This is a genomic window from Paraburkholderia monticola (assembly GCF_001580545.1).
Taxonomy (GTDB): Bacteria; Pseudomonadota; Gammaproteobacteria; order Burkholderiales; family Burkholderiaceae; genus Paraburkholderia; species Paraburkholderia monticola.
In genome coordinates this window covers 386,121-412,041 of sequence record NZ_LRBG01000038.1, presented here as the reverse complement: position 1 = coordinate 412,041, position 25,921 = coordinate 386,121, and the positions used below count along the sequence as shown (strand labels likewise).

The following is a 25,921-nucleotide window of genomic DNA, read 5'->3' as shown; positions in this document are numbered from 1 at the left end:
GCCGCTTCCGCAATGTAATGGAAAGTACGAAAGCGTGCAGCACACTGTCCCAGAGGTGTCAGCCTCACGGCTGCGCACAGACAAAACTACTCGCCATGTTGACATTGCCTTTGCCGACATAGCGCGGAAAGCCTGGATAGCGGCACAGTGGCCGCGAGCGTCCGTTCGTCGCCGCGGCGAGATCGGTGGCCGTCAGCGTTTCGGGGGCGACACCGCGCGTGACCCACGCGTCGAGCGCGCCGAGCAGATCGACCGATGGAATGAACACGCCGCTGCCATGCTGAAAGCCCGGCACCATATAGAGCCGCATGAAACGATCGACCTCGTCCTTGCCGAAGCGCGCAACCAGCGCGTCGTGATACGCGATCGTCTGATTCGGGCTGATCACTTCGTCGGCGAGACCTTGCAGCGTGATCAGCTTGCCGCCGTGCGCGATATAGCCCGACAGGTCCGTGCTCATCGACCCGATCGTGCCCGACAGTGCGATCAGTTGCGCGCGATACTTGCCCGGCCGTTGCGGATCGAACGACAGTGAATCGAAGTCCGCATCGCGCGCGACGAAGTAGCGCAAATAGCCGTCGCCTTGCGCGAACAGATAGCCGTTCGCATAGAAGGTCGGCACCGGCTGACGCTGTGCCTGATGCGCAAGCCCGAGCGCGCCCGTCAGTTGCGTGCCCTCGAACACGTTGTAGCCGTGATAGCCGCCCACGTCCCATGCCAGCCGATAAGGCAGCGACAGCCCGTCGCGCATCACCAGCAAGGTGGCCACTTGCGCGTCGGTCAAACAGGCATCGTGCGTTGAGGTGTGGAGCGCGCAACGCAGCGAGTCGATGATTTGCGCTTCATGCGCGCGGCACGCTTCGACGTCGCTGACGATGCCGTCCGCCACGGCGTCGAGCCGGTCGCATACCTCGAGCGTGCGTTGATAGACGCGCTCGAGCAAGGCCGGCGGCACGAAGCCGCCCGCTCCGCCGTACTCGGCCTGGCCGAGCTTGACGCCGATCAGGCGCACGCCGGAAAAATTCAGCGCGGGCGAATTGGCGATCACGCCGTCGTAATCGTCGGGAAAGCGCTGCATCACCGTGTAGCCTTCCCGGCCGCCCGTCGAGCCACCGGCGAAATACATGCGCTGCGGCGGCCTGCCGTACGCGCGCGCGATCAATGCGAGCGCGACGTCGTGCGTCTTCTTCAGATGCGCGTAGCCGAAGTTCGTCACCGCGTCATCGACGAGACCAAACTCCGCGAGCGACGAATCGCCGACATGTCCCGAGTCGTCGCCGAAGGTCGCGTAGCCTTGCGCGAGCGGCGCGCGATCCGGCGAAAACGGCATCACCCCGGTGCCGCTGACGACCACCCCGTTGTAGCCGCCACCGCCGATCTGCAACGCGCGCCCGTTCCAGCGGCGCGGCAGATTCAGATCGAAGCGGATGTCGGGCGTGCTCGCATTGAGCGCCTTGATACGGCCGGTGATACGGCAATACTCGTCGCCTTGCTGATTGCCCGGCGCGGTTGCGCCGATCATCGACGCGCTTTCGATCAGCGCGCCGGCGGTCGGCATCGCGATCAGTTCCGGTGACAGCACCGTGCCCGCGAACTCCGCGCAGTGCATCGCGAGCGGTGATTCTTTGGCCACCGCGGCCGTGCGATGGATCGCGAGCCACGCGAGCACGATGACGCTCATCACGGTTGCAAGTCCAACGAACTTGCGCGTCGCGCGCATCGTGGTCGTGATGCGCACGCGGCGCTCGCCCTGCGTCATCCGTAACCCGCGCCATTCGCCTGCGCGCCCGACTGCTGCCCTTTCCAGCCGTTCCAGCCGCGCGCGATCATCAGCAGCGCGCCGATCGCGGCGAGATCGCCGCCGAGCCCCACCAGCACGCCGCGAAAACCGTGAAACGTGTGCGGCGTCGCCGTGTCGACGATCAACGACACCAGCGTGCCGGCGACGAAGCAGACGAGCCCGGTACGCCCGACCGTCACGACAGCGGGCAGCCGCCTCGCGAGCCACGCGATGCTGCCCATCCGCACGAACTGGGCGGCGAGCCAGGCGATGACGATGAAGTTGATCACACGTTCCACGGAAAGGTTCTGCTTGTGCGAGCCGGGTAGAGGTTGCGTGAGCACGAATAGTTTGACGATCGCGAAGCCAAGCACCGCGACCACCGCGACGCGCGTGAACCACTGCGCGGCGTGGCTCGCATGAAAGCGTTCGCTGATCGGCTGCACGCGGCACAGCATGCCGAGCACGAACATCAGCTGCCACGCAAACGGATTAAAAGCCCAGTCGGCGACATCGTCAATGCTGAATAACGCGGCAAGCGGCTGCGCGAGGGCCCAGACCGCAAGGCTCACGACGAGCGCGAGCGAAGCCGAGCGGCGCGCGAGCGGCACCATCAGCGGCACGCAGAGCGCGAAGATCACGTACATCGGCAGCACGCTCGACAGATACGGCTGCCGGCGCAACAGCGCGATATCGAATGCCTCGCGCCATGGCTGCAAGGCGAACGGCGGCCAGCCGGTCATTTCTACCATCGGCCGATTCAGATCGAGCAGCGCGAGGATCGCGCCGGACAGGAGCGTCAGCATCGCGGTCAACAGATACGCGCGATAGATCTCCCAACAGCGCTTCAGAAAACGCAGCTTCGCCGCGCTTTCGCCGCGATGCGCGAGCACCGCCGTGTACGCCGCCGCCGATGCATAGCCGCCGAGAAACACGAATACCTCAGCCGAATCGCACAAGGCGTACGCGTGCAGCATCAGATGCGATAGCGTGCTGCCGGGAATGTGATCGAGCACGATGACGATCAGCACGACACCGCGGAAAAAATCGACTTCGACCGATCGTCCACGACCGCGTCCTGGGGTTTCCATTCGGCTTCTCGAAGAATGCGCGCGGGCGGCACGCTGGCGCTGACAAGCTGCCTTTGATCTCCGCTTTCACCACGGCATTCTGAAATGAGGGTGTTGGCGACTGGTAATACTGGGTGCGTCTTTACCGAAAACGCGGAAACATTTGCGGCTTCTCACGCAGGAAACAGGTACATCCGTATTGATGCGCGGAAACGGGACTCGAAAATAAATCGGCAAACACGCGTCGCGATTTTTTTCGCTTTTTTTCTCCGTACGATGTTTTCATGCTTTCCGCCGCTTCGCGTATACGGGTTTATGAAAAACAGAATTGCCGGTTTCGATGGACTTCGCGCGATCGCCGTGCTGATGGTATTTCTGCAGCACCGGCTATTCGGCGATATCGGCGAGATCGGTCATCTCGGCGTGTGGATCTTCTTTGCGCTGAGCGGCTTTCTGATCATCGGCATTCTGTCGTCGCAGCGCGTGCGCATCGAATCGGGCGAGAGTCGCTTTGGTGTCGAGCTCAGGCGTTTCCTGTGGCGTCGGACAGTGCGCATCTTTCCGATCTATTACCTGATGCTCGTCGTGATGTGCGTGCTGATGACGTTCGGCTTCGCGAATCCGGAACTCGCGGGCGGCATGCCGTTTCACTTCGCGTATCTGTCGAACTTCTGGATCGGCTCGGTGCTGCGCTACTGGCCCGGCCGCTATTCGCACTTATGGAGCCTTGCGATCGAGGAGCAGTTCTATCTCGTGGTCGCGCCGCTTTTGCTGCTGCTCGCGACGCGACGGCATCGAGCGGCATGTTGGGCGATCGTCGCGTTCGGCCTCGCGGGGTTGTTCGCGATGCGCGCCGCGCATTGGGATGAGATCACGATCTACACGCATCCGTTGAGCAATGTCTGGTTGCTTGCGTCAGGCGGCGTCGCTGGTCTGCTGATCGCGGACGATCGCGGCTGCGTGCGTGCTTGGCTCGGTCATGGCCTGACGCTGTTCATCCTGAGTCTCGTCGTGATCGGTTTGTGCGCGGCCGAGCCGAGGTGGAACAGGCTCGACGATCCACTGCTGTTTACCGCGATCAGCGCCGCCTACGGAATGGGCATTGCGGCGCTCGTGGCTTCGATTGCGTGTTGCCGCAACGCGGCCGTGATGGGTCTGCTGCAGACACGTTGGCTCGCCGGTCTCGGGCGCATCAGCTACGGCTTTTATCTGTATCACAACCTGATCCCCGATCCGATGCGCAACCGTCACGCCGAAGCATGGTTTGGCGGCACCGTGCCGATGTGGGCGCATGCGCTTGGTATCGTCGCGTCATTGGCGATGTCGCTTGGCATTGCGTGGCTGTCGTGGCGGTTGATCGAGGAGCCGATTTTGCGGCTCAAGGCTCGGGGCGCAGCGGAATTGCCGGCGGCCGAGCGCGTAGCTTCCGACGTCGCCTGAACGATCGAAGCAAATCGCCGTTCTATCCGGCTGCGCGGATCACGCTATCATTCGGCCTCGCCACCCGGCCGCCCGCTTCACCGATCCGCGACACTCCACCATGTCTGATTTCCCTTTCGCCCACGGCATTCTCGGCTCCAGCCTGCAGATGCTCGATCTCTACGCGCTCATCGGCATCGTGGCCGCACTGCTGCTCGGCGGCATGGTCAAGGGCGTGGTCAGCATCGGCGTGCCCCTCGTCGCGATGCCGATCCTGAGCCACTTTCTGCCGATCAAGGCGGCCGTCCTGCTGCTGTCGATGCCGATCATCCTCGGCAATATTCCGCAGGCGCTCGAAGGCGGCGAACTGCTGCCGACCATGAAGCGCATCGCGGCGCCGCTCGTCGGCACGGTAATCGGCAATATCGTCGGGGTGTCGGTGCTGATCTCGCTGGCGCCTCATCGCGCGCAAGCAGCGGCCGGCGTGCTGCTGATGATCGCGGCCTTGCTGCTGCTCGCCGCGCCACGGCTCACGCTGTCGCCGAACTGGGCGAAGCCCGCGGGTCTCGTGCTCGGCTTCGGCGCCGCGCTGATGGAAAGCATCGCGTCGGTGCCCGGCCCGTTGCTCGCGATGTATCTGATCGCGACGGGTGCAACCGGCAAGGCGTTCACGAAGCAGATCGCGATCATTCTGGTCGTCTCGATCATCACGCTGGTCGCCGCGTTCAGTGGCGGCGCGCATGCGAGCTGGACCGATCTGGCGATCTCGGTGTGCGCGAGCGTGCCCGTGATCGCGGGCATCCTGCTCGTGCGGCCGTTGCGCGATCGTCTGCCGCCCGCGGTGTTTCGTATGGTCGTGCTGCTGTTCGTGCTGGTCGCCGCCGCGCAGATGATCTGGAAATCCGGGGTGGTGCAGACGCTGTTCGGCGCGCCTTCGCTGTGACGCGGGCATGCGCTTCAATCCCCCGCCAGGGGACCGTGGTACACGCATTGCTGCCTGAGGAATGACCTTCATCCACAGGAGAGCAATGTGTCGAACAAGGCGAACTCCCCGAATGAGCCTGATCGCCCAGCCGAAGAGGATCCCGGCAGGCCGCCCACCGAGGTTTCGAAACCCATCGGCGATGCCATCCCCACGCCGGTCGAACCGGGTCTCGATCAGCCTTTGCCGAAAAAGGGCGAAACCCCGGAGCCGGACCCGAATAAATCCAGCCAGAAGCCCAGCCAAAGCGGGGGTGACCCGTTAGGCGATAGCGACCCGCCGCCGGGCGTGCCCGACCCGGGACCGTCCGACTTCGCCTAGGGCCGGTTCAGCGAGCTCGTTCCGTCAAGCCGCCTCGGGCTCATGCACGATCTTCAGCGTGCTCTTGTGCTCGGCGATCAGCCGGTAAACCGTGTCGCCAGGCACGGTCTCATGTTCGAGCAACTGGTCCGCGATGTCGCGCAGGACCGGCTCGTATGCATGCAGCAGCCCATAGCAAAGCTCGTTGAGCTCCTTGAGCAGGACGTTCGCATGCTCGATGGCGCTCTTCATTTGCAAGCCCGCATACTGCGAGGGCAGCGCGGCGAGGCTGAACAGATCGCCGTCGCTGTTGAAACCGAACTTCGACACCATGTCGAGGCCGATACGCGAGGCCTCCTGCAAGTCCGACGCGGCACCGCTCGATGCTTCGCTGAACACAAGAATCTCCGCGTTGCGTCCGCCGAGCAGCACCTGGATTTCGTTGCGGATTTCCGTTTCGCGGTACAGGTGCTTGTCCTGCGCCTTCGTGATCAGCGCGACGCCGAGCGCGCCGCCGCGCGGCAGGATCGTCACTTCCTCGAGCACACCGGTGCCAAGCAGCGCGGCGACCAGACCGTGCCCCGCCTCGTGCACCGCGATGCGCTTGCGCTCGTCCTCGGTGAGCGCGCGCTCGGCGCCGCTCACGTCGCCGATGCGCGCGATCTTGATCGCTTCGAGGAAGTGCTTCGCGGCGATTTCGTGATCGCCCGCCTTGCGCGCGATCAACCCCGCCTGATTCACGACCATCGCGACGGTGGCCGGCGACAATCCGGTGGTCAAACGGGCGAGCTGGTCGTAGTCGATATCGGCGGCTTTCGACTTCAGCCGCTGCGCGTAGAAACGGAAAATCTTCGCGCGGTCTTCGCGATCCGGCAGACGCACCTGCACCGTGCGATCGAAGCGGCCGGGGCGGCGCAATGCTTCGTCGAGATTGTCCGGGTGGTTGGTCGCCGCCACGACGATCACGCCCTCGTTCGATTCGAAGCCGTCCATCTCCGCGAGCAGCTGGTTGATGATCCGGTTGCTTTCGGCTTCGACCGGGCCACCGCCGGTGTCGGTGCGTTTCGCGAGACCGTCCGCTTCGTCGATGAAGACGACCGTCGGCGCGTTCTTGCGTGCGAGCTCGAACAGGTGCCGCACCTTCTGGATACCGACACCGTAGTACTTCGCGCTGAAGTAGCTGCCGGTGATCGAAATGAAGTTCGCGCCGCATTCGCCGGCCAGCGCCTGCGCGAGCCGCGTCTTGCCGACCCCGGGCGCGCCGACCATCAGAATGCCGCACGGCGCGCGCACGCCCATCGACGAGAACTGCTTCGGATCGGACAGATAGCCCCGAATGTCGGCGAGCGCGGCCTTCGCTTCGTTCGCGCCGATCACGTCGTCGAAACGCAGCGTCGGCGTTTCGCTGAGCAGCTTCGCGCCGCCCTTCATCTCGCGCCGCATGAACCACGCCATGCCGCCGATCAGCACGAGCGGCAGCAGCACGCTCAGCGCGTCGCGCAACTGCTCGAACAGCTGGGTCCAGCGCGCGCCGTCGCTATGGATGTCGACGTCGGGCAGCCACACGAGCTGATAGTTGGCGGCATCGGAGCGCTCGCCCAACAGCAGCGCGTGCGAGAAGGTCGCGTTGTGATCGGTGACGAAGTACTTCGAGCCGTCGTGCCGCGACACGAGAATCGCGTTGGGACTCACGCCGATTGCCGCGACGTTCGCGTCGTGAATGTCGCGCAGCATCGTCGAGGCGTCTTTCTCCTCGTGCGTCCACGCGGAGGCATCCTGACGCATCTGGCTCGCGACGCCGCCGAGCGCGGACGCTTGCGGCTCGGCGCGATGCTGGACATACCAGGCGCCGCAACCGACCGCCACCGCGAGCAGCACCGCCACCGCGGCCATCGCGATTTTGCGTGCGCGTCTTTTCTCAAGCGAATTATTTCCCGGCTTCATAAGTCACATCCAAAAGCGGGCTTGGCACAAGCCCGATATTCGTCAAAATCAAAAGGTGAAGGCTGGCGGGAAAATCGGCTGATGTGAAAAACCATGCGTAGATGGAAGACAGCAGGCAGCAGCTTCAATCCGGTATGCGTCCCTTTTGAGTACGCCACCCGATTCAGTATGCCGCGTCAGCGCGCCCGCCATTTCACGAAGAAAACCTATTTCTGCCGTCTGTCCGGCCTTTCAGGCCGCTGGAGTCAGCACAGGGATGGGCGCTCGACACGCGCTTGCCGCATGGCTCCGGCGCACAGTTTAGCAGCGCCGAATTTCTTGTGTATTTCGGATGGTTATATTTAACCGCACCCCATTTAAAACCGGTCACAATTACTGACAAATTGGCGGTCTAAATAGTGGAAACAGGCAGGCGATTAATATGAGAAATGACCAGGGATTATCCTGGGCCAATTCGAACCGGCCATTCAGAATTGGAATTTTTATCGGACTGACGAGCGACGGGCCTCTAATGGGCCCGTTCGCATCGTCGCCACTTCTCTCAGGTCCTACAGTTTTGATTGCCGATGCCGGCCCGCATCGGCTTTCCCTCTCGCTTTGCTACCCCGGCCCTCGCGTTCAACTCCGTCCCTGCATTTGACTCGTTGTTTTGACTCGATCTGATCTCTGATCCGGCTCAGGCGGCCGGGCGCCGCGCCAGGTCAATGCGCGCGCTCGCCGTCAGCCGCTCACGCAGTCTCGCGATACGGACGCGTTGAGTCGCAATCAGTTCATGCGCATCCTCGACCGCGCGAATGCGCCTCTCCCAATAGCCGTGGTCGAACCCGGGCTGCGCGGCGTTTATACGCGTCACCTGGGTAGCCATGTTCTCCAGATGCCGCAATTCGTTATCCGCGAGACCCGTCGGACGCCGCTCGCCGCGTTGCGCGGCCGCTTGTCTGCTAGCCCCGTTCATAGTCACCTGTCCCGTGCGCTTGCCCCGTGCGTTTCCTGCCGGCCGTACGCGTATGCCGCGTCGTATGTCGCATCGATTGCCGCTTCTGAAAGCGATCTGCAATCTAACCCTTTGACGATAGCGCACTTCCTGTCCGCGGCTTGACCGTGCGTGCCAATTTGGACGCAATGCAACACATCGCTCGATATCAGCTGCTGTTGCACGGCAGAGGCGCCACGTGTCACTCAGGTCTTCCCGCGCCTACCGTATCGACCGGGCGCCGGTGGTAGAAGGAAATGCCCTGTCGAATTGGCTGCCCGTAACACGGTGCTATCATCGCGTCACACTCCAGCCTCGAAACCATCACGGAACACTCTTCATGGGCCACGGCATTGCCTTTGCTGATGATCTGGCCGCCCCGGAATCGGTTATTCACCGTCATCATTTCGATGTCCAGGCCTTCGCGCCTCACCAGCAATTGCTCGCGTGGCGAGACCGGGTTGGCCACGTCGTCGACGTGCTGCCTTCGCGGTCCAATCTGAAGCAAGCATTCAGCGGCTCGATCGACCGTTATCAGGTCGGCGATCTGATGTTCACCGATTGCCAGTCGGATTCGTTGCGGCTCGAGCGTTCGCTGACCCGTATCTCACGGGACAGGAATCGCGATTTTGTTTTTCATGTCTTTCTCGAAGGCGGCGTCGACGACGTCGTGACCTGCGCGCAGGCCCGGCGCAGCAAGCCCACCTCGGGAAAGCTGATGGTTCTCGACCTGAACCGGCCTTTTCGCATGCATCGTCACGCGTGCCGGGTGTTCAGCCTTTTCGTTCCGGTCGAGTTGCTGAAGCACACGCTAGCCGATCCGGAAGCGCTGCACGGCCGCATCATCGAGGACGACTCGCCGCTCACCCGTCTGCTCATCGCCGACCTCGCGACGCTCGCCGGCTCGATCGAAACAATGACGCACGACGATGCCGCCTCGGCCATTCGCGACGGAGCCAGCCTGCTGACCGCGGCGTTTGGCAAGCAGGCAGGCCTGCATGGCAATGCGCGCGCGGCAGCCCGGGCGGCCATGCTGCGGCAGGCTCGACGATACGTGCAGGCACACGTGCACGAAACCGATCTGCTTCCCGAAAAGGTGTGCGCCGCGTTGAGTCTTCCGCGCCGCTCGCTGTATCGGCTGTTCGAGCATGAGGGCGGGCTGAACGCGTACATCCGTCACGCCAAGCTGCGCTGTGCAGCCGACGAGCTGAAACGGTACACGGCCATTCCGGTGGCGCAGATTGCCTATGGTCTCGGCTTCAAAAGCCCCTCCGATTTCACGCGTGCATTTCGACGCAGCTTCGGCATGTCGCCGCAGGAATTTCGCATGCAGTCGAACCTGCCGGCCGAAGATCTAAATGCGTTGGCGTGAACAACGTCGGAAGACGGATGCGAATAGCGAAGCTTTTCAGCGTACCGAAGTTTCCGGCGTCAGTTCGAGTTGCCGGCGCCGTTCAGGAAAGAAAAGCAGTGCGCAGAAACTGACGAGGCACGCCGGCGCGACATACCAGGCTACCGCCATCGGATCGCCGGTCCATTTGATCAGCGAAGTGACGATCGGCTGAGCTGTTCCTCCGAACACCGCCACCCCCAACGCAAATGAAACCGCCACCCCGCTGGCGCGCACCTGGGCCGGCAGAGCCTCGAGTACCAGCACGGTGCCGACGCCGCTGCACGGCGCAACGAACACGCTCATCAACGCAACAGCCGCCAGCACCGTGACCGTATCCGGCGCATGCGTCAGGACATGGAATACCGGATAAACCAGCAGCGTCGTCATACCCGAAGCCAGCAGCAACAGCGGCTTGCGGCGTGGCAGACGGTCGGCCAGCCGACCGGCGAGCGGGGCAACCAGCATCAGCACCAGGGCGGACACGGCCGAAGCGAGAAATCCCGTCACGGCGGGCAAATGCATCACATGCGTCAGGTAAGTCGGCATGAAGTAGCTGATGGTATAGGCCGGCACCGTGCGCACCGCAATCGTGAGCGTCGCCAACGCGAGCGTCTTGCCGTGTTTCCCGCACAGTTCGACGAGCGGAACGCGATGACGGCCCGCCGAGGTTGCTCGAACCGCGTCCTCGGGTAAGCGCCGACGGACATACCAACCCAGCGGTGCGATCAGCAGGCCAATCACGAAGGGAATGCGCCAACCCCAGGTGGCGAGGCTTTCGGCTGACAGGCTCCTTGACAGAAGCGCCCCCAGCAGCGCCCCTATCAGCACGGCCCCGGCCTGGCTGACCAGTTGCCAGCTCAGCAGATAGCCACGCCGCGAGACGGGCCCCGCTTCCATCACGTAAGCCGCCGCGGCGCCGATCTCACCGCCCGCGGCCAGTCCCTGAAGCAGGCGGCCGACGAGAATCGTGACCGGCGCCATCAGGCCCATCACCGAGTACGGCGGACACGCTGCCACCGTCACCATGCCCGCCACCATCAGCCAGATGGACAGGCTCAACGCTGCCCGGCGCCCGACGCGGTCGGCGTACGCACCGATCAGCAGCGCGCCTAGCGGGCGAAACAGGAAGCCGACACCGAATGTGCTGACCGCGAGCAACAGCGACACCATCGGATCGGTGGCCGGAAAAAATTGACCGCCGATCCATCCTGCAAAGAGCGCAAAAACCGTGAAGCCAAAAATCTCCAGACAACTGACCAGGGACGTAGCAATGACGATCGGACGAAGGCGCCTGGCGGACGAGAGCGTTACGCGAAAATCGCTGACCATCGTGAGTAAGTTCTCTTATTGAACGCGTTCCAAGCCAGTCACGACGCGCGCGGCCGCCCCTTGCGCCGCGGCTCGACCGGCTGAACGACCGAAGCCGCCGCCGGCACGACGCGCGGAGTGCGCTTGAAATACGGCGAACTGAGCGTGGCCGCGCTCATGTCCGACGCGGCTTCGAGCAGCGCCGGCGCGAGTTCCTTGAGCCGCGCGTCCGGCAGACGGCTCGTCGGCCCCGCGAGGCTCACGGTGCCGACCACGAGCCCCGTCACCGGATGACGGATCGCGGCCGCCATCGACGTCATGCCCGCCTCGTAGGTTTCGCTCGCGATACCGTAGCCGCGCTTGCGCGCACCGCCCAGGTCCTGCAGAAACTGCTGGATCGTCTTCGGCGCCTTCGGCCCGCGCGGCCCCGCCTTGCCGATGCCGCCCTGGCGCGACACGAGTTCGAGCGCTTCCTCGTCGCTCATGGTCGCGAGCCACGCCTGGCCGCTCGCGGTGCAGTGCAGCGGCGGGCTGCTGCCCATGTCCGGGTCGTACCGCAGCCCGGAGCGCGCGCCCTGCGCCTTGCCGACGAACGTGATGTGATCGTCCTCGATCACACCGAGCCGCGCGAGCTCGCCCGATGCGCTCGCGAGCCGATCCAGCACCGGCTGCGAGATATCGAGCACGCCGGCGGTGGACAGCCACATCAGCCCGAGCGACACCAGCTTCAGCGCGAGCACGTACTCGCCGTGCTCATCCTGACGCACATAGCCTTCGTCGCTCAGCTCCGCGAGCAGCCGATGCGTGCCGCTGCGCGGGATGTTCAGCGTGTCGGCGATCGCGGCCAGCTGCATGCTGCCGCCCTGCTTCGCCAGCAATTCGATGATGGCCAGCGCCCGCTCGAGATTCCCCGCCATGATCCACTCTCATTCGATTCGAATCCCACATGAGAACATGATTCCACATCGGAATTCAAGGGCGCGGCGGGCGCGGGTTCCGCTCAGTCAATGCCCGATGCCCGCGCTTACGGGCAGCAACGGCCCGCGATGCCGCGCACCCTTGAGCAACACGGCCGCGGCACCGACCGCCGCGGGCAACGCCAGCGACGTGAACACCTGGCTGAAGCCCCAGTTCGCGTGCAGCATGCCGGCGCCGAGCATCGCGCCCGCGATCCCGCCGAAGCGGCCGATGCCGAGCATCCAGCTGGTGCCGGTCGCGCGCATCCGCGTCGGATACGAGCTTGCGGCCAGCGCGCAGAACCCGGTGTTGGAGCCGTTCATGCAGTAGCCCATGAAGAACGCGAGCACCGCCATCATCGTGATCCCGTGGCCCGGCAGACCCATCGCCCAGGCGAGCACGCCGCCCGCGAACACGGTCGCACCGAGCGCGCGGTGCGCATTGAAGCGGTCCATGAGCCAGCCGATCGCGAGCGAGCCGATCGTGCCGCCCGCCTGGAACAGCGCGCCGACCAGCGCCGCCTCGCCGAGCGTGAAGCCCGCGCCGCGAATCAGCGTCGGCAGCCAGCTGCCGAGCAGGTAGACCGTGAGCAGTCCCGCGAAGTAGCAGATCCACAGCATCACGGTGCCGAACGCGTAATCGCGCGACAGGATCAGGCGCACCGGGCTGCGCTCGCTGTTCGGCGCATGCGTCACGGCGGGCGCGACGAAGCGCGTCGCCTCGTCGACGATACCGCGCTCGATGCGGTTCAGCACCGCGACGAGCCGCGCGCGCCGCGTGTCCTTCAGCGCGAGAAAACGCGCCGATTCGGGCAACCAGCGAATCATCAACGGCACGTATAGGACCGGCAGCACGCCGCCGAGCATCAGCACCGAGTGCCAGCCGTGCGCGGCGATCAGCCATGCGCTGACGAAGCCGCCGCCCGCCGCGCCGAGTGTGAAGCCGCAGAACACCGTCGTCACCATCAATGCGCGGCAGCGCTGCGGCGCGTATTCGGCCATCAAGGTCGCGGCGTTCGGCATCGATGCACCGAGCCCGAGGCCGGTCAGAAAGCGCAGCACGGTCAGCTCGCCGATGTTCGTCGCGAACGCGGAACCGAAACTCCACACGCCGAAGAACAACACCGCGCAGGTCATCACGGTCTTGCGGCCGAAGCGGTCCGCGAGCGGCCCCGCGCACAGCGCGCCGAATGCGAGACCGAGCAGGCCGCCGCTCATCACGGGGCCGAGCGCATCGCGCGGAATCGCCCATGCGCTCGACAACGCCGGCGCGATGAAGCCGACCATCACGGTGTCGAGTCCATCGAGCGTGACGATGAACATGCACATCAGCAAGACGAGTATCTGAAAACGCCCGATGGGGCGGTCGTCGAGCCACTGCTGTACGTCGAGTGCGCGCGACGCGGACGTGTCGTGCCGCGGCGCCTTGCTTGAAGGTTCCATTCCTGCTGTCTCCAGATCTTTTATCGTGAGCGATGGGGCAAGCCGGTCCCTCGCGCCTCTTTGCCGTGCGCTTTCGTGAAGGACCCGCCAGGGGGATGAACTGCGGGGTGAAACTCAGGTCATGACGCGATCGACGACGGCGTCGCCGCGTAAGTCCGTTCGAGCACGGCGAGCGTCGCCTCGCGCAGCCTGCGCGCGCGTTCGAGCGCGGACGCGGTTTTCGCCCACCGCTGCATCGGCACTTCGACGCTGATCGGCAGATGCTCGGGCAGCGCGCGCAGAATGCCGGCGAGATCGAGGCCGCCCTCGCCGGGAATCATCCGTTCGCAACGCGCCTGATAGAGCAGCGTGTCGAGATCGGTCGGCCGTTCGGCCGGCGCGTCGCAGAACTGCACGTAGCCGAAGTACTCGCGCGGCAACGCGCGCAAGGTTTCCGTCGACGTTCCCGCGCGATCGAAATGAATCGGATCGACGATCAGTCCGGTATTGCGCCGCGCGGCCGCCTTGACGATGCGCGCGCCCTGCGTGACGTCCTTCACGTCGGTCCATGGCATCGGTTCGAGCGATGGCGCGAGGCCGCGCGGTTCGGCCAGTTCGCAGAGTTGGGCGAGCCGCTCCGCGGTGCGCGCTTCGTCGGGATCGTTGCCCGCGACCAGCACGTAGCGCGCGCCCAATTCGGCGGCGGCGTCGAGCATCGGCAAGCATGCGTTGACGTCGGTGTCGGGCTTCAGTCGCAGAATCTCGACGTCGAGCACCTTGACGCCGGTGTCGCGCACGCGCGCAAGCGTTTCGCGTTTCAGTGCGCCCGCACTAATGATGTCGTGGCGCACTTCGTGATCGGTGGCGGGCACGAGGCGCAGACCGACGTAGTCGTAGCCGGCCTGCGCGGCGCACTCGACCATCTGCGGCGGGCTCAGTTCGAGCACGGTCAACGCCGATAGCGACAGCGCGCGCGAGTGGTGCTGGGTCATGTCGTCTCCTGGAGTTCGTTATTGCGCTCAGCGCAGCGGCGAGAACGGCGCCGGCACACAGATCGTCGACTCCATCGTCGTCAGATGGGCCGGCCCGCCCTTCGGCGGCCAGATGCCGTCCTTCACCGCCTCGGCGCGAATCCGCGAACGTTCATCGACGCTCGCATACGGCCAGATGTTCAGGAAACGCGGCACGGCGCCGTCGAGCGCATACATCGCGCCGACCAGCGGCGAGCGCCGGGTGCGCTCGGGCACCGCCTTTTCCCAGGCGTCGATCGTGTGCTGCAGGCTCGCGAGCTTCGTGCCGTACACGCGCATCTCGTAGATGCCGCCGTGCACGGCCGGCTCGATCGGCGGCAGAAACGGGAACAGCGCATAGCTGTCGATCTTCACGTCGGTGACGCATTCGCCGCAACCGAACGGATTGCCTTCGAGCAGCATACGCTTGCGCTCGGCGATCAGTGACGCTTCGGAATCGAAGCCGCGCAGCACGAGCACTTGCCCGAGCGTGCCGATATCGGAGTACCAGCAGCCGAGCAACTTCGAACCGGGTGCGTCGCGGTGGGACTGGATGCTTTCGAACACCTGTGCGTTGGTGCCGATTTTCACGCTGAGCGTGACGAGGTCGTAGAGGGTCATCAGATGCGTCCTTGTGACGGAATGGAGGGATTCGGAATGGGTTCGGCGCTCGCGGTATAGCTCGCGCGATCGGCCTGCTTTGCACCGGCTAGCGACAGTCCCGCCAGATACCCGAAGGTCATCGCGGGTCCGAGCGTGATGCCGCCGCTCGGATAGCAGCCGCCCATCATGCTCGCGCTGTCGTTGCCGACGGCGTAGAGACCCGGCACCGGCTGGCCCGCGTCGTCGAGCACGCGCGCGGCGGCATCGGTGGCGAGGCCCGCGAACGTGCCGAGACTGCCGGGCAGCAGCTTCACGGCATAGAACGGACCGTGTTCGAGCGGCGCGTTGCAGGGGTTCGGCTGATGCCGTGCGTCGCCCTGCACGCGGTTGTACGGTGTCGAGCCCTTGTGGAACTGCGGATCGAAGCCGTCTTTCGCGTAGCTGTTGTAGGCGGTGACCGTCGTTTGAAGTCCTTCAGGATCGATGCCGCATTGCACCGCCAATTCGGCGAGGCTATCCGCGCGTTGCAGATAGCCGGAACGGCGATACGGCCCGGTCGGAAACGGAAACGGCTTCGAAAAGCCGAGCCCGTAGCGGCGCTGGAAGCGGTGATCGCAGATCAGCCATGCGCAGACTTCCTCGCCCGCCGGCGTCGTGCCGATCAGCGCATTGATGAAGTCGTGATACGACGACGCCTCGTTGACGAAGCGCCGCCCCGCGCGCGTGACCGCGATCACGCCCGGCTTCGCGCGCTCGATCAGATGCGGAAACGCGACTGCCGCCTCGCCTCGTTTGCGCGGCACCAGCGAGACCGGCGCCCATGCCGCCGGCGTTTCCAGCGACGCGTCGAAATGCGCGCCGACCGCTTCGCCGAGACGAATGCCGTCGCCGGTATTGGTGAGCGGCGCGGCGGACCAGTGCTCGCGCCCCGACGGCGTATAAGCGAAGGTTTGGGCGCGGCGCGCGAGGTCGTGCGGATAGCCGCCGCACGCGAGCACGACACCACGCGCCGCGCGCACCTCGTGAGCGACACCGTCGATCTCGACGCGCGCACCGACGATGCGGCCGGTTGCGGTGTCGCCGTCGCGCAGCAGCGCGACCGCCTTGGCGTTCGTGCGCAGATCCACCGCGCGGTCATGCGCCGACTTCAGCAGACGCGCGACCAGGGCGTTGCCGTTCACCAGATGCATCGACCGGCCATGGCGGAGCTTGTCTCTGGCGAACGCGGCGAGCCGGCGCAGCACGTACATGGCCGAACGCGGCGAGCGCGTCGCGTTGAAGAAATGCGCGAGATCCTGGCCCGACGCGATCGCCATGCCCTTTAACGTCACGACGTCGAGCGGAGCACGCAAGCGGTCGATCAGCGCACCGAGCTCGCGGCCGTCGAACGGCATCGCGCAGACCGAGCGGCCGCCCGTCATCGCGCCGGGCGTCGTATGAAAGTCGGGAATGCGATTGCCGTCGATAAAACGCACCGCCGTCTCGCGCTCGAAGAATTCGATCATCTCCGGACCCTGATCGAGCAGCGCATCGACCTTCGCGGCATCGTAGTGCGCGCCGAGTTCGTTGCGCAGATAGGTGCGCGCTGCGTCGGACTCCTCGACGATCCCCGCGCGCGTCGCGAGCGGATTGCGCGGAATCCACAGCCAGCCGCCCGACCATGCGCTCGTGCCGCCGAACACCTCGGCCTTCTCCGCCACCACCACGCGCAGACCGTGGGTGGCGGCCGTTACCGCGGCAGAGAGTCCAGCCGCGCCGGAACCCAGCACCAGCACATCGCATTCGAGAATCGGTTCGCGCTTCATTGCCATTCGCTTCGTCGGTTAGAAATCCGGGTTAACTGAATTTGTTGAATACTATTCCACTAAACAACGCTTTTCAAATCCGGCCTCACCCTGGTCCGTCAGGCGATCTTTTCGTTGGCGGCCTGCGTCGCTCCATGCGCAACCGGCGCCGTGGCAGGCTGTGCGTGCGTCGCGCCGGCGCTCGCGGCTTTGGCGCGTGCGAGCGCATCGCGCGCCGCCAGATACGCGAACGCGAGCCCCGGCCCCAGCGTGATGCCGGGCGCCGGATAAACGCCGCCCATCACCGATTGCATGTCGTTGCCGCATGCGTACAGGCCGCCGATCGGCCGATCGTCGCGGTTCAGCACGCGAGCGTTGTCATCGCTGACGAGGCCGGTCGCCGCGCCGATATCGCCGGGATAGAGTCGCACCGCGTAGAAGGGCCCGCGTGCAATCGGACCGAGGCACGGGTTCGGGCCCGGCCAGTTGGCGTCGCCGTTGGCGCGCTGATAGTCGGTCGTGCCGCGACGGAAGTCCGGATCGACGCCGGTCTTCGCGTAGTCGTTGATGCGCGCGACGCTATCGGCGAGACCGGCCGCGTCGATGCCGAGCTTCGCCGCGAGTTCGTCGAGCGTTGCGGCTTGCGTCAGATAGCCGTCGGCGAGAAACGGCGCGAGGCCCTTGCCGCCCGGCCGCACCATGCCGAGCCCGTATTTGCGCAGGCCGTCCGCGTCGGTGACGAGAAACGCGGGCACCGACGGCGTCGTGCGATGCGCTTCCTGCATCGCGATTCCGAACAGGTGGTACGAGGTGTTTTCGTTGAGAAAGCGCCGCCCTTGGCTATTGACGACGATCATGCCGGGCTTGCCGCGATCCATGATGAAGTGCGGGAACACCGCGGTCGTGCCGTCCGCGCGCTTGCGAATCGACACCGGGGCCCAGAACGCGTTGCTGAGTGCGCCTTCGCCATAGCGCGCGCCTGCCGCGAGCGCGAGATCCTGCGCGCTGCCGGTATGACCCGGCGCACCCGGGCACCACGCGGGGTCCGCGCCCGGCAGCATCGCGCGACGCCGCTGCGGATGCCGGTTGAAACCACCGCTCGCGAGAATCACGCCACCTGTGACCGAGATTTGACGACGCTGCCCGTTCTGGCTCAGCGTGATGCCGTCGATCGCGCGACTCGCATTCGTGCGCAACGCTTCGAGCTTCGTGCTCACGAGCACCGTGACGTCGCGCGCGAGCAGCGAATGCAGCAGCCGGCCGATCAGCGCATTGCCCATCACGAGGCGCGTGCCGCGCGGCCAGCTGATGCGGGCGCGCGCATGCCGCGCGAGCAGTTTGACCGCATGGCGCAGTGACTTGAACGACTTCGTCATGTTCAGCAGATGCCCGACGTCGTCGCGATCGACCATCATGCCGCCGAGCACCGTGAATTCGGGAATCGGCGGACGGATCAGCGCGAAGTGACGGCCGAGCTGGCGGCCGTCGAAGGCGAGCGGTTCGAGCGCGCGGCCGCGCAGCGTCGAGCCTTCGAGCTCCGACAGATAGTCCGGATGAAACGGCCGCGCCCTGTATTTGACGTCCGAATTCGCTTCGAGATGCGCGACCGCCCGCGGGCCCGCCTGCAGGAACGCGCGGCGCAACGCTGCGCTGCTGCGCTCGCCGACCGCGCGGCGCAGAAAGCCCTCGGCGTTGGCGCTGCTGTCGTCGGGGTTGATCGACGGGCCGTGCGACGAGTTCGGTATCCACGTCGTGCCGGCCGAGTACGCGGTCGTGCCGCCCACATATTCGGTGCTTTCGACCAGCAGCACGCGCGCACCGTCGATCGCCGCGAACAGCGCTGCCGACATGCCCGCCCCGCCCGCGCCGATCACCACGACGTCGAACGCCTCGTTCTGCTGCAAACCGCTCAGTGTCTCCACCATCTGCTGCTCCTTGTGTGCTCGTGCGTTCGGTCCGGCTTGGGAGGCTGTTCCGGATTTTTCGCAAGATCTAGAATTTGCTTTGTTATTGGAATACTATTCCACAATCACAAAAAAGCAAAGTTTTCTGAACACACGCCTGGGAACGGGCAACACATCGGGCAACACAACAGGCCACGCATCACGCCCCGCATCGGGCACGATGCAAACGGGCACCTACTTCAGGAGATTCGACCATGCAGCAGGCTGAAAACCCTTCGTTCGCGGCATCGCTCGACGCGGGTCTGAGCGGCGCGACGCGCGTTTATTTCATCGTCGGCGATCCGATTGCGCAGGTGCGTTCGCCGTCGGGCGTGACCGCCGCGTTGCGCGCGGCAGGCCGCGACGCGCTGGTGGTGCCCGCGCACGTCGCGCCCGCCGATCTGCCTGCGTTCTTCGCCGGCATCGCGCCGATGCGCAACGTCGACGGCGTGATCATCACCGTGCCGCACAAATTCAGCGCCGCGAGTTATTGCGCGACCCTCGCCGAGGAAGCCGCGTTCCTCGGCGCGGTCAACACGCTGCGGCGCAACGCCGACGGCGGCTGGCATGGCGGCATGTTCGACGGCACGGGATTTGTCGCGGCCCTCGTGGCCGCGGGCTGCGAGCTACAGGGCAAACGCGCGCTGCTGGTCGGCGCGGGCGGCGCGGGCTCGGCGATCGGTCATGCGCTGATTCAGCGCGGGGTCGGCTCGCTCGATGTGCGCGACAACGACGTCGACCGCACCGGCTCGCTGACCGGGCGGCTCAATGCGCTCGGCCGCGGCAACGCGCGCGGGGTCGCGGCCGAACCCGATTTGAGTACGTACGATGTGGTCGTCAACGCGTCGCCGCTCGGCATGCGCGCGGGCGATCCGTTGCCGGTCGACGTCGCGCGCCTGGCCGCAACGACCTTTGTCGGCGACGTCGTGACGAAGCCGCCGCTCACGCCGCTGATCGAAGCGGCACGCGCGCGCGGCTGCCCGACCGTGACGGGCACGCAGATGTTCGAGCGCGTGTGCGACCGGATGGTGGAGTTTTTGCTGGAGACGGCGCCGTCGGCGTAACGGCGTAAAAGGAGCCGGCGCGCGCTGCTACACTGGCGCCAAATTGCCGTGCTGAAGATTTCTCGCACGGCATATAAGAGACGCGGGGCAATCTTGCGCCGCGTTCCTATCGTCTTTTGCACGCTACACGATGCTTCGATTCGACAACCTCAGCAAACGCTATAGCGACCGCGTCCTGTTCGAAGGACTGCACTTCGACGCGACGTGCGGATGCGTCGCGTTAAACGATGAATCCGGCAGCGGGAAATCGACGCTGCTCGGCATCCTCGCCGGCGCGCTCGAAGCCGATACCGGCGACATATGGCTCGGCGGCCATTCACTGCGTGCCGCCCCGCATGCGGCGCAAGCGGTGCTCACGTATGTGCCGGAAGACAGCATGAACTGGCCGGATCAGACCGGCCGCGAGTATCTGCAACAGGTCGCATCGGCGCGACGAACCGCGCTGACCGACGACGTGCTCGCGCTCGCCGAACGCTTCGGCCTGGCGCCGCATCTGGACAAGCGTTTCGAGCAGATGTCGTACGGCAGCCGCAAGAAGGTGTTTCTGACGGCTGCCACGCTCGGTGAAACCCGCGTGCTAATCGCCGACGAACCGGCCGGCGGACTCGACGCGTCCGCGCGCGCGGTGCTCGCCGAGCTGTTCAGAACGCTCGGCAAAACGCGCACGCTGTTTTTCACGAGCTACGACGAAGGATTCACGCAGGCCTGCGAGGCGACGAGTATCTGTTTCGCCGACCTTGCGAGAAGCGCCTGACTTAGATCCCCACGCTTCAGATCGCCACGCAAATCTTGCCGAAGTGCGCGCCCGATGCCTCGTGCCGGAACGCATCGGCGAGCTTGTCCAGCGCGAACGTGCTGTCGATCACGGGCTTGATGCCGGTCGTCTCCAACGCGCGCACCATGTCGATCTGATCCTGCCGGCTGCCGACGATCAGCCCTTGCAGCCGCTGCTGCCGCGCCATCAGATGCGCGGTCGGCACCGGACCGGCGCGGCCGGTCAGCACGCCGATCAGCGCGATATGCCCGCCGATGCGGCAAGCGGTGATCGACTGCGGCAAGGTGCCGGGACCGCCCACTTCGATCACATGATCGACGCCGCGCCCGTTGGTAAGGCGACGCACCTCTTTGCCCCACTCGGGATTGTCGCGATAGTTGATCGTATGGTCGGCGCCGAGTTCGCGCAGCTTCGCGAGCTTCGCGTCCGACGACGACGTCGCGATCACCGACGCTCCCATCGCCTTCGCCATCTGCAGACCGAAGATCGACACGCCGCCGGTACCGAGCACGAGTACCGTGCTGCCCGCCTTCAACTGACCATCGACGACGAGCGCACGCCACGCGGTCAAGCCGGCCGTGGTCAGCGTCGCCGCTTCGGCGTGGCTGTAGCCGGCCGGCGCATGCGTGAAGTAGTGGCTCGGCAGCACGACGACTTCGCGCGCGTAGCCGTCGACGCCGTCGCCGGGGGTGGTCGAAAAATCGCCGATCGCGGGCGAGCCGTTTTCCCACAGCGGGAAGAAGCACGACACGACGTGATCGCCGGCCTTGAATTCGCGCACGCCCGCGCCGACTGCCTCGACGACGCCCGCACCATCGGCCATCGGGATGCGGCCCGCTTCGGCGGGCAGATTGCCGCTAACGACGCCGTAGTCGTGGTAATTCAGCGAGCTCGCATGAATGCGCACGCGAACCTGCCCGGCAGCGGGCTGACCGGGATCGGCGAGATCGACGACCTGCAAACTGTCGACGGTGGCGGGCGAACCGATTCTGACTGCTTTCATGTTTTCGTTCCCTGGTGAATGGCTATTTGACGGTCTGGATGACTTCGAAGCCTTCGAATTCGGGGTGACCGAGATACAGCACGCGGTTTTCGTTGCCGGCGCTGCGATGGGCGGCGCGAAACGCGTCGGACTTCGTCCACGCTTCGAACGAGGCATAGTCACGCCAGATCGTATGACTCGAATAGAGCACGTGATCGTCTTTGCGCGGTCCCTTCAGCAAATGAAATTCGACGAAGCCCGGCACCTCTTTCAGATGGGTGTCGCGGGTGGTCCACAGATGTTCGAAGGCGGCCTCGGAGCCGGGCGCCACTTTGAAGCGATTCATCGCGATGTACATGCTGTCAGCCTCGTTGCGTAAGTGATGCTGATGAGGATGCGGGATCAGTGATCCGGTCGCGTTTCATTATAGGCGCGCGATCGGTCTGGATTCGCTTGACCTTACCACGGTAGGAAGCTCCACGATGTTCGACGTGCCCGTGACGTACTCGTTCTGCGCCCGTTAGAATCGCGCCAGTCGAATCGGGCACTCTCTTCATCAACGGAAAACCAAAATGAAAAACCTTCGCGCGTTGCGCGCTCTTTGTGTGTTCGGCGGTTTTGCCTTCGCGGCGGCGGCGCTGCCCGCTCACGCGCAACATCAGGCGATGCCCGGCATGGACATGTCGGGTTCGGCGCATACGGACGCGGACGCATCGACGGAAGCCTTCAAGGCCGCCGACGCGCGCATGATGCACGACATGAGCGCCCCCGAATACACCGGCGACGCCGACAGGGATTTCGTCGCGCACATGATCCCGCATCATCAGGGTGCGATCGAGATGGCCCAGGCAGAGTTGAAATACGGCAAGGACCCGGAGATCAAGCGGCTCGCGCGCAACATCATCAAGGCGCAGCACGATGAGATCGCGTTCATGCAGCGCTGGCAGGACAAGCACGGCGGCAAGTAACGCACTGCTGGCATCACCAGCGCGGCTGCTTGCGCAATAGCGGCGTCATCGCGATCAAGCCGATGATCGGCCCAGGCAACAGCAGCCACGCGACGCGCACGTCGAGCGCATGAAAGACGCTGGTCGACCACAGGATCGAGCAGGCGGACAGGAAGAAGCCGAAGCTGTTCTGCAGCGTCAACGCGCCGCCGATCTTGTCGGCCGGACAGGCCTTCACGGACAGCGCCGAAAACTGCGGCGAATCGGCGATCACGCTGATGCCCCACACGAGCAGCAACGCGAGCTGCGCGGCGGTGCCGAGCGCGGTGGTCAGCGGATAAATGGCGCACAGGGTGCCCGATATCGTCAGCGCCAGCGCGGCGGTACGCGCGCTGCCGACCGACTTGCTGAGCCTGCCGCCGAACAGACAGCCGAGCGCACCGATCGCGATGATCAGGAACGACCACAACGCGACGGTGCCTGGCGTGGCCGGTGCGCCGCTCGCGAACGCGCGCTGCACGAGGAGCGGAGTCAGCGTCCAGAACGCGTACAACTCCCACATGTGACCGAAATAGCCCAGCGCGGCCGAGCGAAACTCGCTGATGCGCACCACCTGCCCCACGCCGGCCGACAAGCCGAAACGGCGGTTGCCGGCGCGCCGCGCGTGCGGCCCCTCGCCGAGCACGAACACCAGCACCGCGCCGATCACCGCGAGCCCCGATGAAGTCAGCACCACGGTTTGCCACGGCACGCCCGACAGCAACGCGCGAATCGCATGCACCGACGCCGTCCCGAGCGTCAGCATCGCGACGAGCAGCGCGAGCGTCTGCGCGGCGCGGCGCGGGTCCCACGTGACGAGCAGTTTCATGCCGAGCGGATAGATGCCCGCGAGCGCAACGCCCACGCCAAAGCGGAACACGAGCGCGGACGCAAGGCCGCTGCTGCACAGCGCGAACAGCGCATTCAAGAGCGCGCCGAGCACGCCGCAGACAGCGAACACCTTGCTCGCCGACACGCGATCCGCGAGTCCGGTGATCGCCGACAGCAAGGTCCCGACGATAAAGCCGGCCTGCACGGCATTCGTCAGCCAGCCGATGTCGGATGCGCTTAGATGCCACGCGACCTGCAGATCGCGCATCGCGCCGTTCGCGCTGAACCACAACGACGTACCGAGCAATTGCGCAATCGCGATCACGAGCACCGCGCGTTTCGCGCGCGCAAGCTCGCGCGCCGCGTCGCCGGAATTCGTTGCGTCGGCGTCCAGCCTGTTTTGCATCGTGCCTCCTCCGCGTCGATTCTGAGTCGGCCGCTGGGAGTGGTAGTTGGGAGCGGCCCGTTTCGAGCGGCCATTGTAGACGACGCGTCGAATTACCCGAACATGAGCCGGGTCCACGTCACGCCGCTTTCGCGGTTGGCCTGTTGAACCGAGGAGGTGCGCAGCTCGCGCAGGAGTCGTAGGCCATGCTCGCTCGCAAGCCCGATCGTTTCATCGGCCGTGACGTCGAACATGCGGCGGCCGACGGGGACTGGTCCGTGCCGCAGCGACATGATCAACACGCCGCCGTCGCGCAGTAACGCCGCAAGGCGCGGCATCGCGCGTTCGCGCTGGCGCGCGTCGAGATGCATCCAGACGGCGGTGAGCATCACCACGTCGAAGCTCATGCGCTTCGCCGTCACCAGAGCGAGATCCGGCAGGCTGTCGTCGAGCCATTCGATGCGCGCCGACCGATGCAACTCGCGCCCCGCGTCGCGCAAGGCGTCGACCGGTTCGACGGCGAGCACCGTATGCCCGATCGCGGCAAGCGCGGCCGCATCCGTGCCGATGCCCGCGCCGATATCGACGATCCGCGACGGCGCCGCCGGTATCCAGTCGAGAATCGGCCGATGCCGGTCTTCGAACGACAGCGTCCGCCATCGTTCGATCAGCGCTTCGGCCTCTTGCGCATAGCCTTCCGTGCCGCTGACGTGGGCCGACATCGACGCTGCCTCAACCCTGCTGCGGCACCCGAACCCAGCCCTCCATCAACACGCGGGCGCTGCGGCTCATGATCGCCTTCGTGACGACCCACTCGCCGTCCTTCAGACTCGCCTGCGCGCCGACGCGCAACGTGCCGGACGGATGCCCGAAGCGCACTGCCTCGCGTTCGCCGCCGCCCGCCGCCTGATTGACGAGCGTGCCCGCGATCGCCGCCGCGGTGCCGATCGCCACCGCCGCCGTGCCCATCATCGCGTGATGCAGCTTGCCCATCGACATCGCGCGCACCAGCAAGTCGACGTCGCCCGCGCGCACCGGCTTGCCGCTCGACGCGACATAATCCGCGGGCTTCGCGACGAACGCGACCTTCGGCGTGTGCTGGCGCGTCGCGATCTCGTCGAGATGCTTGATGAGCCCCATGCGCAGCGCGCCGTGCGCGCGAATCGTCTCGAACATCGCGAGCGCCTTCGCGTCGCTGTTGATCGCGTCCTGCAACTCGGTGCCCTTGTAGCCGATCGCTTCGGCCTCGACGAAGATCGTCGGAATGCCCGCATTGATCATCGTCGCCTTCAACGTACCGACGCCGGGCACGTCCAGGTCGTCGACGAGGTTGCCGGTCGGGAACATCGCGCCGCCCGCGCCGTCTTCATCGGCGGCCGGGTCCATGAATTCGAGCGGCACTTCGGCGGCCGGAAAGGTCACGCCGTCGAGTTCGAAGTCGCCGGTTTCCTGCACCGCGCCGCCCGTCATCGGCACGTGCGCGATGATCGTCTTGCCGATATTGGCCTGCCAGATGCGCACGATGGCGACGCCATCGCGCGGCACGCGGCTCGCCTCGACGAGGCCCGCGCTGATCGCGAACGGCCCGACCGCGGCGGACAGGTTGCCGCAATTACCGCTCCAGTCGACGAACGCCTTGTCGATCGACACCTGACCGAACAGATAGTCGACGTCGTGATCGGGCCGGCCGCTGCGCGAAATGATCACGGTCTTGCTCGTGCTCGACGTGGCGCCGCCCATGCCGTCGATCTGCTTGCCGTACGGATCGGGACTGCCGATCACGCGCATCAGCAGCGCGTCACGCGCGGCGCCCGGTGTTTGCGCGGCCTCGGGCAAATCCTGCAGACGGAAAAACACGCCCTTGCTGGTACCGCCGCGCATATAGGTGGCCGGAATCCTGATCTGGGGTAAGTGCATGAAAGTGTCCTGAGGTGACGTGATCTTTGATAAAGGGCGATGCGGCACGTCAAGCCGCATCGCCCTGTTTTGTCGTGACGTTCAGTGCAAAACG

23 protein-coding genes are annotated in these 25,921 nt (G+C 65.3%); 7 read left to right on the top strand and 16 right to left on the bottom strand.

Annotated features, from left to right (window positions below):
• Nucleotides 1–64: 64 nt before the first annotated feature.
• Both CI15_RS29325 and CI15_RS29320 read right to left on the bottom strand, forming a co-directional pair.
• On the bottom strand, nucleotides 65–1,759 hold the full coding sequence (locus CI15_RS29325) for a tannase/feruloyl esterase family alpha/beta hydrolase (protein WP_062135241.1): 1,695 nt from the start codon (nucleotides 1,757–1,759) through the stop codon (nucleotides 65–67).
• Nucleotides 1,756–2,871 carry an OpgC domain-containing protein gene (locus CI15_RS29320; RefSeq protein ID WP_062135237.1) on the bottom strand — a complete coding sequence of 372 codons (1,116 nt, stop codon included), beginning with the start codon at nucleotides 2,869–2,871 and terminating at the stop codon, nucleotides 1,756–1,758. Before CI15_RS29320 ends, CI15_RS29325 begins: the two co-directional genes overlap by 4 nt.
• Nucleotides 2,872–3,165: 294 nt before the next feature.
• Between CI15_RS29320 and CI15_RS29315 the strand changes: the two genes are divergently transcribed.
• The 3 genes from CI15_RS29315 (at nucleotide 3,166) to CI15_RS35840 (ending at nucleotide 5,572) form a co-directional block, all read left to right on the top strand.
• Nucleotides 3,166–4,290, top strand: a complete 1,125-nt coding sequence (locus CI15_RS29315) for an acyltransferase family protein (protein ID WP_062135234.1) — start codon at nucleotides 3,166–3,168, stop codon at nucleotides 4,288–4,290.
• Nucleotides 4,291–4,390: 100 nt separating this feature from the next.
• A complete protein-coding gene (locus CI15_RS29310; RefSeq protein WP_062135230.1) occupies nucleotides 4,391–5,212 on the top strand; it encodes a sulfite exporter TauE/SafE family protein in 822 nt (273 codons plus the stop codon).
• 87 nt (nucleotides 5,213–5,299) lie between these two features.
• The gene (locus CI15_RS35840) at nucleotides 5,300–5,572 is read left to right on the top strand and encodes a hypothetical protein (protein WP_075643798.1); all 273 of its coding nucleotides are present in this window, start codon (nucleotides 5,300–5,302) and stop codon (nucleotides 5,570–5,572) included.
• A gap of 24 nt (nucleotides 5,573–5,596) precedes the next feature.
• Here the strand turns inward: CI15_RS35840 and CI15_RS29305 are convergent, their stop codons facing one another.
• Together CI15_RS29305 and CI15_RS29300 are read right to left on the bottom strand one after the other, a co-directional pair.
• On the bottom strand, nucleotides 5,597–7,495 hold the full coding sequence (locus CI15_RS29305; RefSeq protein WP_062135227.1) for an ATP-dependent metallopeptidase FtsH/Yme1/Tma family protein: 1,899 nt from the start codon (nucleotides 7,493–7,495) through the stop codon (nucleotides 5,597–5,599).
• 676 nt (nucleotides 7,496–8,171) lie between these two features.
• Complete coding sequence (locus CI15_RS29300; protein ID WP_241495976.1) at nucleotides 8,172–8,360, bottom strand: hypothetical protein; 189 nt, start codon at nucleotides 8,358–8,360, stop codon at nucleotides 8,172–8,174.
• 448 nt (nucleotides 8,361–8,808) lie between these two features.
• Between CI15_RS29300 and CI15_RS29295 the strand changes: the two genes are divergently transcribed.
• Nucleotides 8,809–9,840 carry an AraC family transcriptional regulator gene (locus CI15_RS29295; protein WP_062135220.1) on the top strand — a complete coding sequence of 344 codons (1,032 nt, stop codon included), beginning with the start codon at nucleotides 8,809–8,811 and terminating at the stop codon, nucleotides 9,838–9,840.
• 36 nt (nucleotides 9,841–9,876) lie between these two features.
• On the opposite strand, the gene CI15_RS29290 is transcribed toward CI15_RS29295, so the two are convergent.
• The 7 genes from CI15_RS29290 to CI15_RS29260 form a co-directional block, all read right to left on the bottom strand.
• A complete protein-coding gene (locus CI15_RS29290; protein ID WP_062135217.1) occupies nucleotides 9,877–11,190 on the bottom strand; it encodes an MFS transporter in 1,314 nt (437 codons plus the stop codon).
• 38 nt (nucleotides 11,191–11,228) lie between these two features.
• Nucleotides 11,229–12,086, bottom strand: coding sequence for an IclR family transcriptional regulator (locus tag CI15_RS29285; RefSeq protein ID WP_062135214.1), 858 nt, complete (start codon nucleotides 12,084–12,086; stop codon nucleotides 11,229–11,231).
• Nucleotides 12,087–12,173: 87 nt separating this feature from the next.
• A complete protein-coding gene (locus tag CI15_RS29280; protein ID WP_062135211.1) occupies nucleotides 12,174–13,568 on the bottom strand; it encodes an MFS transporter in 1,395 nt (464 codons plus the stop codon).
• Nucleotides 13,569–13,687: 119 nt separating this feature from the next.
• Nucleotides 13,688–14,539 (bottom strand): sugar phosphate isomerase/epimerase family protein, encoded by an 852-nt coding sequence (locus tag CI15_RS29275; protein WP_062135208.1) that lies wholly within the window; start codon nucleotides 14,537–14,539, stop codon nucleotides 13,688–13,690.
• Nucleotides 14,540–14,566: 27 nt separating this feature from the next.
• Nucleotides 14,567–15,178: an NIPSNAP family protein gene (locus CI15_RS29270; RefSeq protein ID WP_062135206.1), complete on the bottom strand. Its 612-nt coding sequence runs from the start codon at nucleotides 15,176–15,178 to the stop codon at nucleotides 14,567–14,569.
• Complete coding sequence (locus CI15_RS29265) at nucleotides 15,178–16,965, bottom strand: FAD-dependent oxidoreductase (protein WP_062135202.1); 1,788 nt, start codon at nucleotides 16,963–16,965, stop codon at nucleotides 15,178–15,180. The genes CI15_RS29270 and CI15_RS29265 overlap by 1 nt, the downstream gene beginning before the upstream one ends.
• Nucleotides 16,966–17,063: 98 nt before the next feature.
• Complete coding sequence (locus CI15_RS29260; protein WP_062135199.1) at nucleotides 17,064–18,869, bottom strand: FAD-dependent oxidoreductase; 1,806 nt, start codon at nucleotides 18,867–18,869, stop codon at nucleotides 17,064–17,066.
• 233 nt (nucleotides 18,870–19,102) lie between these two features.
• On the opposite strand from CI15_RS29260, the gene CI15_RS29255 reads away from it, so the two are divergent.
• A complete protein-coding gene (locus tag CI15_RS29255) occupies nucleotides 19,103–19,951 on the top strand; it encodes a shikimate dehydrogenase family protein (protein WP_062135197.1) in 849 nt (282 codons plus the stop codon).
• 130 nt (nucleotides 19,952–20,081) lie between these two features.
• Complete coding sequence (locus CI15_RS29250; protein ID WP_062135194.1) at nucleotides 20,082–20,705, top strand: ABC transporter ATP-binding protein; 624 nt, start codon at nucleotides 20,082–20,084, stop codon at nucleotides 20,703–20,705.
• Between the two features lie 16 nt (nucleotides 20,706–20,721).
• Here CI15_RS29250 and CI15_RS29245 read toward each other — a convergent pair whose 3' ends face one another.
• Nucleotides 20,722–21,729, bottom strand: a complete 1,008-nt coding sequence (locus CI15_RS29245) for a zinc-dependent alcohol dehydrogenase family protein (protein ID WP_062135191.1) — start codon at nucleotides 21,727–21,729, stop codon at nucleotides 20,722–20,724.
• A gap of 22 nt (nucleotides 21,730–21,751) precedes the next feature.
• The gene (gene hmuQ, locus CI15_RS29240) at nucleotides 21,752–22,066 is read right to left on the bottom strand and encodes a heme-degrading protein HmuQ (protein WP_062135189.1); all 315 of its coding nucleotides are present in this window, start codon (nucleotides 22,064–22,066) and stop codon (nucleotides 21,752–21,754) included.
• A gap of 214 nt (nucleotides 22,067–22,280) precedes the next feature.
• On the opposite strand from hmuQ, the gene copM reads away from it, so the two are divergent.
• Nucleotides 22,281–22,676, top strand: a complete 396-nt coding sequence (gene copM / locus CI15_RS29235; protein WP_062135186.1) for a CopM family metallochaperone — start codon at nucleotides 22,281–22,283, stop codon at nucleotides 22,674–22,676.
• A gap of 13 nt (nucleotides 22,677–22,689) precedes the next feature.
• Here the strand turns inward: copM and CI15_RS29230 are convergent, their stop codons facing one another.
• The 3 genes from CI15_RS29230 to prpF form a co-directional block, all read right to left on the bottom strand.
• Entirely contained in the window at nucleotides 22,690–23,931 is a 1,242-nt protein-coding gene (locus CI15_RS29230; protein WP_062135184.1) for an MFS transporter, read from the bottom strand.
• Between the two features lie 92 nt (nucleotides 23,932–24,023).
• Nucleotides 24,024–24,632: a class I SAM-dependent methyltransferase gene (locus CI15_RS29225; protein ID WP_062135179.1), complete on the bottom strand. Its 609-nt coding sequence runs from the start codon at nucleotides 24,630–24,632 to the stop codon at nucleotides 24,024–24,026.
• Nucleotides 24,633–24,642: 10 nt separating this feature from the next.
• Entirely contained in the window at nucleotides 24,643–25,827 is a 1,185-nt protein-coding gene (gene prpF / locus CI15_RS29220) for a 2-methylaconitate cis-trans isomerase PrpF (protein WP_062135177.1), read from the bottom strand.
• Nucleotides 25,828–25,921: the final 94 nt, after the last annotated feature.